At 37.6% G+C, this 255-nt stretch carries 1 protein-coding gene; it reads left to right on the top strand.

Annotated features, from left to right (window positions below; all coding sequences use genetic code 11):
• A partial coding sequence (locus LQ673_RS14760) for an Ig domain-containing protein (RefSeq protein ID WP_239745125.1) occupies positions 1-255 on the top strand: 255 nt, incomplete at both ends.

The raw sequence follows: 255 nt of genomic DNA, 5'->3' as shown, positions 1-255 counted from the left end.
CACCAACGGTAGATTCTATTGAAGACCAAACAACAGAAGTAAACACACCAATCAAAGATATAACATTGAATGGTCAAGATAATAGTGGAAAACCAGTGACACATGAAGTATCAGGACTACCAGAAGGTGTGACATATGATCCTGAGACAAATACCATTTCAGGTACACCAACAACAGTAGGTAGCTATGATGTAACAGTAGTTACAACAGACGAATCAGGCAACAAAACAGAAACAACATTCACAATAACAGTTG

The organism is Mammaliicoccus sp. O-M54 (genome assembly GCF_022386035.1).
GTDB classification, from domain to species: Bacteria; Bacillota; Bacilli; order Staphylococcales; family Staphylococcaceae; genus Mammaliicoccus; species Mammaliicoccus sciuri_A.
The sequence above is the reverse complement of the archived record's forward strand: the minus strand, read 5'-3'. Positions and strand labels throughout refer to the sequence as shown.